The 7,411-nt window shown below is 53.1% G+C and carries 5 protein-coding genes; 3 read left to right on the top strand and 2 right to left on the bottom strand.

Translation table 11 applies throughout. From position 1 onward, the window contains the following. Window positions 1-269 precede the first annotated feature (269 nt). Both B5D62_RS33635 and B5D62_RS32700 read right to left on the bottom strand, forming a co-directional pair. Window positions 270-434 (bottom strand): hypothetical protein, encoded by a 165-nt coding sequence (locus tag B5D62_RS33635; RefSeq protein WP_170921270.1) that lies wholly within the window; start codon window positions 432-434, stop codon window positions 270-272. A gap of 301 nt (window positions 435-735) precedes the next feature. Beyond that, window positions 736-2,349 (bottom strand): glycosyl hydrolase family 28-related protein, encoded by a 1,614-nt coding sequence (locus tag B5D62_RS32700; protein ID WP_085938294.1) that lies wholly within the window; start codon window positions 2,347-2,349, stop codon window positions 736-738. An 827-nt stretch (window positions 2,350-3,176) separates the two neighbouring features. Between B5D62_RS32700 and B5D62_RS32690 the strand changes: the two genes are divergently transcribed. The 3 genes from B5D62_RS32690 to B5D62_RS32685 form a co-directional block, all read left to right on the top strand. Then, window positions 3,177-5,471: a glycosyltransferase gene (locus B5D62_RS32690; RefSeq protein ID WP_170921269.1), complete on the top strand. Its 2,295-nt coding sequence runs from the start codon at window positions 3,177-3,179 to the stop codon at window positions 5,469-5,471. Between the two features lie 15 nt (window positions 5,472-5,486). Further along, on the top strand, window positions 5,487-6,284 hold the full coding sequence (locus B5D62_RS33195; protein WP_139374225.1) for a hypothetical protein: 798 nt from the start codon (window positions 5,487-5,489) through the stop codon (window positions 6,282-6,284). Window positions 6,285-6,374: 90 nt separating this feature from the next. Next, on the top strand, window positions 6,375-7,411 hold a 1,037-nt coding region (locus B5D62_RS32685), incomplete at its 3' end, for a class I SAM-dependent methyltransferase (RefSeq protein WP_139374224.1).

The raw sequence follows: 7,411 nt of genomic DNA, 5'->3' as shown, positions 1-7,411 counted from the left end.
CTGCCCTGGAACCTCCGCGACAGGCTCGTCCCGGATGGCCCGTCAGTAACCTGACGACCGCATCAGTCAGCCCACGGCCCCGGCCGGACGCTTACCCTTGCCCAGCTTCGGAGTCGGAGATCGTAGGCGTAGAGATCCCGGAGACGACTAATGAGGTAGATGTTCTCAGTAGCAATCGGCGGACGACCCGGAGTTACATTCTCGATGAGGGCATCTACGTCTCGACCAAGCAGTTTGGCAAGCCGCAGAAGGTCTGAAGCAAGCGTGTCCTAGAACCCGAACCAAGCGACGCCGCGAAGCGTTTCCTTTGCGGCTTCCAACAACGTCGGAAGGCCCTGATCGAGCTCGAGCATGTGTCCGCCGAGTTGGCGTGCCATCGCGTTGTGATGGTTCTCAAGTCCCACCCTCGTTTCCAGCATGTCGAACAGTGACATCCCTTTCATGCTAAGCATCGGAGCTCTCTCCGGCTGTCGAAACTAATGCAGGACGGAGGAGGGCGCGATCGATCGGTCCGCGCAATAGGGTAAGCACCTGGTGGTCGCGAAACCATTTCAACTGGTCGACCTTGCTGATATGCTCGCAAATAATGTCGTGATCGGTCAGCTGTCCGGCTTCGGCATCAGTCTTGAAGTTCTGCGCAAATTGAGGACTGCACGACAGGCCCGCCGCCAAGAGTGAATGACGCAGTGATGTACCTGAGGTTTTGCCGATATGAAGCTCGGATAAGATGTCGAGTCAAAAGCTCCTGCTCTGTTCAACCCACTTATCGCTGTACCGTATGAAGGTGATTGTGTGGCCGCTGCCAGCCCCAACGGCGATGTCGGTATCGCTCCTTAATACGAAGCTACGACTATGGGAGAAGCCGGTATTGGCATCCAGTAACAGTGTGACGCGCTGGCCCAGCGTGCCGTCTGTGAGGTTTGTTATCGTGGTTGAAGACGTGTTTGCTGTACGCCAAGCTTCATGTTGCGACGATTTCACCGATGGTGTCGTGCTGTTGATTGTCAGGATTTGGTCGGGAAGCGGACTATTATTGAAGATCGTTTGTGTCGCAACTGAGTTGCTTGAAACAGCGACGCCCGATGCACTGTGATTGCCGACAATGATGTTCGGACCGGCATCTTTACTCACGGACACTGTATCGATTGCGGCGCCGGAGCGACCGCCGACGTTGGCAATGATTATGTTGCTCCTAGCATTTGCGCCAATGGCAACACAGTCAGAGCTGGCCGTGACAACATAGTCGCAAGTGTTGCCGATCACAGTGTTGTACGCAGCATTCGTTCCGACCGCGATTCCTGTAAAGCCGCCTGTGGCTGCAGGATTGTCTTCGATGTGATTGCCGATCAGTCGGTTGTTGGTGTTGCCGATCAGAAGTTCGATGCCGATGAAGGCCGATTTCGAAAGGTGCGCCTTATAGATCAATAACCCAGAGAGGTGGGCCTGCACGATATAGCTGGCAATGATTGCCCGAGCGTACGCGTTGATATGGCCGTTTTGGATGCCTTGGATAGCGAGCGCGCCGGAGGTCCAAGAAGAGAGATTGAAGCCGTTCTTAACCCCTACCAACTCGAAGGCCGATGCGTTCAAGCCTTCACCGAGTGTCGTTCCTCCTTGGAGCACCGCGTCTTGCATGTGCTGCATTGTGAACGCGCTAAGAAAAACACCTTGCGAGCGGATATACTGGACGCCGCTTTGCATTGAGAATGGCAGCGTTACCTCGTTCTTGCCCTTGATGGTGAAGTGGGAAAGAGTCGGGTACCATACATCAATGAGCTTGATGCCGTCGGTCCAGTAGTCAGCCGAAGGGTTAAGACCTCGGATGTCAATGTCGCGGATTATGGGCCCTACATCATTAGCTGTAGTAAGCGCCGGTCTCAGGGCGATTGTGAGTGCGGTGCCGCCGCCAGCTCGTGTTGTCAGAAACGTCATGCCCTCGATCGAAGGTGCTAGGTATTGATTAGTATATGTCAGGGCCAAGCCGCCGTCTGGATTCGTCCATTTCAGGATTGATGCCCCGCGGCCAGCGCCGACAATCGTGAGCTTGTTGGTCAGAATGACTGATATCTTCGACGAGAGCGCACAGGTGCCTTGGGGAAGGACAAGTATCCGGCCCATTGAGTTGCTCATGCCAGTGGTCAAGGCCGCCGAGAACGCCGCACTATCATCCGATGAGCCGTCGCAGATCGCGCCGTAATCCTTGAGGGAGATAATTGCACTCGAGGGTAGGGCCCGTAGCGCGCGTTGAGACTCTGAAGCAGAGGTCGCCGGGTCTTTCGCGTTTGCAAGCAAGGGCGCTAACGGCAAAACGAGTAAGGCAGAAAGGGCGATACGGCAGCGAAACCACATGCGGAGTCCTTGTCGGTCGTTTCCCGAGATGCCTATGAAAATCCTATCAAGTTTACAGGAAATCCACCGCTAGTTCGCGCCGATGACAGGACCCAATTGTGCCAGCCCCTTGGGCGCAGATTAAACTAGCCAATATGCATGGGCAGCGGTGATGAAGAAGTCGGAGAGATAGTTTCTGGCGAGGTTGTCGCATCGAGCATTGACGGGGCGGAAGTCTTTGAGACTGCATCATATGCGCACGACCTGATGACGCTGCTTGTGAGCAAGAGTGTCGAAGAAGATCGGCGCGCCGCGGTGGAAGGGGAAGAGGCTGGGGCTCCAGCGCCATTCCGGTGGATGGCATAGCCGGCAGGTACTACTTCTGAACATTTGGGCGATGCCTGAGATTACCTATTGGTAATCTACCCGACGTGCTCGCAAAGTTTAAAGGCGTCCCCAGGCAGACCTTCCATCTTCATCTCAAAGAGACCGAGTGGCGTTACAACAACAGGCATGCAGACCGATACAAATCTCTCCTAGCTTTGCTCCGCAATAACCCCCTCAGCTAGGCAAGACCCGAAAGAAATATATAGTGCATAGACAGCATGCATTTGTTTGAATGATCTCATGGACATACCACCAACCTTGCTCCATCGCCTTATGGTATTAGGAGAACGCAGCACTGACCCAACAGACAACTTGGCGGCCTTTCGTTTCCGTGCGAGCACAAGGCCGCAACCGAACAATAATGCGGCGGCGCTCGACGGGCTTGGAGACGAAGTATGGCCGGGGCTATTGATTTCTCGAGTTTGATGCCAGCTGTGCCTCGTTGGTGGCTGCGGAGAATAATGGCCTACGCGCAGAGAAGGAAGGTCCGTAGCTTAATTAGCAAGGCCGACTGGGCGCGCGATCAGAAGAACTACGAAATTGCGGCATCTTTATATGGTGCGGCGTTGACTCTGGATAGCTCACTGAGTGCCATCCATGTCCAGTGCGGCCATATGAACAAGGAGGTCGGTCGGTTCGCACTGGCTGAAACACACTATCTCCACGCACTCGCGCTGACACCGAACGATCCAGACCTTCATCTCCAGATTGGTCACTTCTACAAAGTCGTCGGGAGACTCGGGGATGCTGCTTGGGCCTACTATTGTGCCGCGGAGCTAAAGCCGGGATGGCCCGAGCCGTTGGGTGAACTCTGCGCCCTTTACGAAGCGGACAATACTACTTTTGCCATGCTAAAGAGCAGAGATTCTCAATATGTTGTGGCGGAGAGTGGACCTTTCGGACAAGTGGAGTTTGTGACTCCTTCGCGATGGGCAGTCGTCGGAGGAAGTCCCATCATACGAGTTCGCAGCTCGGTTGAGAAGGCGCTGACGATCGAACTGTTCCCTCTATGCGGGTTGCGCTCGAAGGAGATTCTTCCGGCGCCCACCGTCAAGCTTAACTGTGAGCAAGACGAGATTAGGAACATTTACGCCGCCACGCCTTCAGACTGGCTTGATGACGGACCTCACATCATCATCGTGCGAGCCGCCAACGGCTCGCCGCTGGCATTGCTTGCAATCGTGGTCGAGCCCTTCATCGAATGGCGCTTATCCTACCAAGCGCTCGTGAACGAGGAGCTTGTCCAATTCGAGTTGGATCGCGCTGACGCCGAGCAATTCGTCCGAGAGATGTTGTACCAGCCGCAATTTCTTGTAGCTATTGAGGGAAGCGAGGAAGCGCGAATTGGTGAAACTGTCGCGTCTTTGAAGGCTCAAGTTTATCCGCATTGGATGGTGCGTCTGTTTCATGGTCGCGCAGGAGCGGATTTTCTCGAGTCTAGCGACTTCGATTTCCTGATCTGGCTCGAAGAAGGTGATGAGCTCAGGCCTAACGCACTCTTCGAATTCGCAAGCGCAATAAATGCAAAGCCGGATGCTGATTTACACTATGCTGATGAAGATGTTCGTCTTCCTAACGGCTGCGCGGGAAGTCCGTTCTTTAAGCCGGATTGGAGTCCGGATTATTTGGAAGTGTTCAACTATATCGGCCGTCCCGCCTGCTTTCGGGCCAACATCGCGCAGCGAAGCGTTGGCGGCGAAGGATATTATGATTTTGTCCTAAGGTTTTGTGAATATACCAGTCAGATCCATCACATAAGGAAGGTTCTTTGCAAGGTAAACCGATCGCCTTGTGAACGACACGACGTCAATCGTGATCGGTTGGCGTTAATGGGGCGACTCGGGCGAACGAAACGTGCCGGAAAAATACTACCACTGATTGGAGCTGATTTCGGTTGGGATATCCGTATAGATTTAAATCGGATGCCTATGATTTCGATCATTTTGCCGACAGCAAGTAGAACAATCGAGTATGGGGATCGGGCTGTAGAATTACTTCCGAATGTGCTGTCGAGCATCTCTGACAGAACGAACTACTCGAATCTCGAGGTCATTGTCATATCCAACGGAGATTTGAAGCCAGAGCATAAGGCTAAGGCTTTGGCACTCGGATGTAGATTAGTGAATTATGAGGAGCCGGTTTTCAACATCTCAAAGAAGCTGAACATGGGCGTGAGAGAAGCACGGGGAGAGTTTTTGGTTCTGCTCAACGACGATATAGAAATCGTCACTAGAAGCTGGATTGAACGAATGCTCGAGCACTTCGAAAAAAGTCATGTGGGAGTAGTTGGAGCGAAGTTGCTCTATCCAAGTGGGATGATCCAGCACGCTGGAGTGGTCATCAACTGTGGCAACCCCGATCATGTTGTTCGTTGCTTTCCTGCAGACCAAGAGGGCTATTTTTTGAGTACGTGCGGAGTTCGCAACTACGTCGCTGTAACTGGCGCCTGTATGATGACGAGAAGGGACATCTACCTGTCGGTAGGCGGGTTCTCCGAAGACTTGGCGGTTAGCTATAATGACATCGACTTCTGCCAGAAGGTTCGCGCAATGGGGCGTTCGGTGGTTTATGCTCCGCAGGCGACGCTCATTCACATGGAGTCACAATCCCGTACGCCAACTTTAGATCCAAAAGAGGCAGAAATTTATCAGCGAAGGTGGGCTTCCGTCGACACGGTTGATCCCTTCTACAACGAGGTAGGTCTCACAATTCAGCCACCAACCTTCGAAGTGACATTCAATGGGCGATACTTGTAATCGTGTCGAGGACAAATGCCCGAAGTCGCAGTAGTTTTTCTGGTTCGAGGTGCCGATCCCAATTGGTTTGTAGGCGTCGAGCGTTTCGCATCCTCATTAAATGCCACGGCAGCAGGCCTTGCCTACAAATTGTATATCATCCTTAAAGGCTTCGCTTCCGAGAATGAGAAAGCGATTGTAGTAAGTCGATTTTCCTCTTTAGTGCCCGTGGTCTTGGAAACGCAGGATAAGGAGTTCGACATTGGCGCTTATCGAGATGCACTGCCCTACATTGAGGAGGACCTTGTCCTATTTCTTAATACTCATGCGGAAATCCTCGCCCCTTACTGGCTCCAAAAGATCGCCATATCGATGCGTCGCCCAGGAATGGGAATGGTGGGAGCAACGGGCTCATTTGAGAGCCTCTCCCAGCTAGACGGTAGATTCCCAACTTTTCCCAACGTCCATGTCAGAACCAACGCGTTCATGCTTCGACGCCAAGATGCAATTTCAATGCTGGGCAGCTTGTCGATTCGGAGCAAGATAGATGCCTTCCTCGTTGAAAGTGGACCCGCAAGCCTCACAAGAAGATTCATCATCCGAGGATTCGATGTGGCAATTGTTTGCCGAAGCGGCAGAAGTTATCCTCCACCACTGTGGCCTTCGAGCGGCACGTTTCGCCAGTTTGACCAGTTTGGCCTTCTGATCGGGGACAATCAAACTCGTACATATGCCCGAGCGCCCTGGAAGGAGAAGCGTGAACTAGTAGTCCGGACATGGGGGAAATACTTGCAGATGGGAAACCGCGTTGCGTGGCGCCTGGAGCAAGACTAGTGCTTCCCTCCTTCACGCACGTGATGAGAATACCGTCTGATTGAGTCTGAAAGCTTATACTCCCAAAAGGGTGTTCCGGAGGGTGCGACCATGCCGACCGACAAAAGCCGTCGACCAAGTAGCAGGAGCAAGGCAGTCGTCAAGGCGAGCGCCAGCATTGGGGTCGCCAAAAGCTATGGGCAGATTTTTTTAGATCACAAGGGCAAGGTGTCGGACAAGTGGGAGCAATATCTGTATATTTACGAAGTTGAGCTTAGGAGGCTTGTGGCGCAGGCAAAGCCATTGGAGTTGTTGGAAATCGGCGTCCAGAATGGCGGGTCTTTGGAAGTGTGGCGGGAATTTTTGCCGCCGGGTTCGACCATCACTGGAATCGACACGGATCTTCACTGCCGACAACTGAGTTTTGGCAATAAGATTGAGGTTCATATCGGTAACGCCGCTAACGCTGCGGAACTTGAGCATTTGCTCGGCGACAAGCGCTTTGACGTCATTGTGGATGATGGATCCCATCAACAATCTGACATATTGGCGACATTTGGTGCATTATTTCCGCGCTTGGCGAACGGCGGGAAATACATCGTTGAAGATCTTCATTCGAGTTACTGGCGTTCACACCAGGGTGGGTATCGCAAAGCGGGTACAGCGATTGAATACTTCAAGGCAATAATTGATGCGTTGAACTACGACCACTTTGAGCAAGATGCCCAACTGACTGAGCAGCGGCTCGTGGAACTTCGAGAGTTAAATTTGAATGTTGCCCGTATTGCTTTTTACGACTCGGTGGCGGTTATAGAAAAGTATGCTCGCAAGAAAAAGAGACCGTTTCGCCGATTCATAACTGGCCGGCACATGCAAGTTACCCCGTTGCTTTCGTATGTTGACGCAATGGCCAATGCTCCAGCGGCGATAGCGATGACGGGCCCCATCAAAGAGGAGGCGCTAGGCGCGTGCATCAACGAGCTAATCAAGGCGCGTTCCGTAGTTGCGGAACTCCAAAGTCGTCAAGAGCGGGTGGCCGATGAGAGAGACAAAACACCGGCATGCGACGCGCTGGAGGCGAACTTGGCTAGTCGGGAGGCGCGCGTAGGTGAGCTCGAGGCAACGTCGAATGCGACGGCGTCGGAGGT

This window comes from Enhydrobacter aerosaccus (assembly GCF_900167455.1).
GTDB classification, from domain to species: Bacteria; Pseudomonadota; Alphaproteobacteria; order Reyranellales; family Reyranellaceae; genus Reyranella; species Reyranella aerosaccus.
Note: the sequence above shows the minus strand (reverse complement) of the source record. Positions and strands in the feature narration are given on the sequence as shown.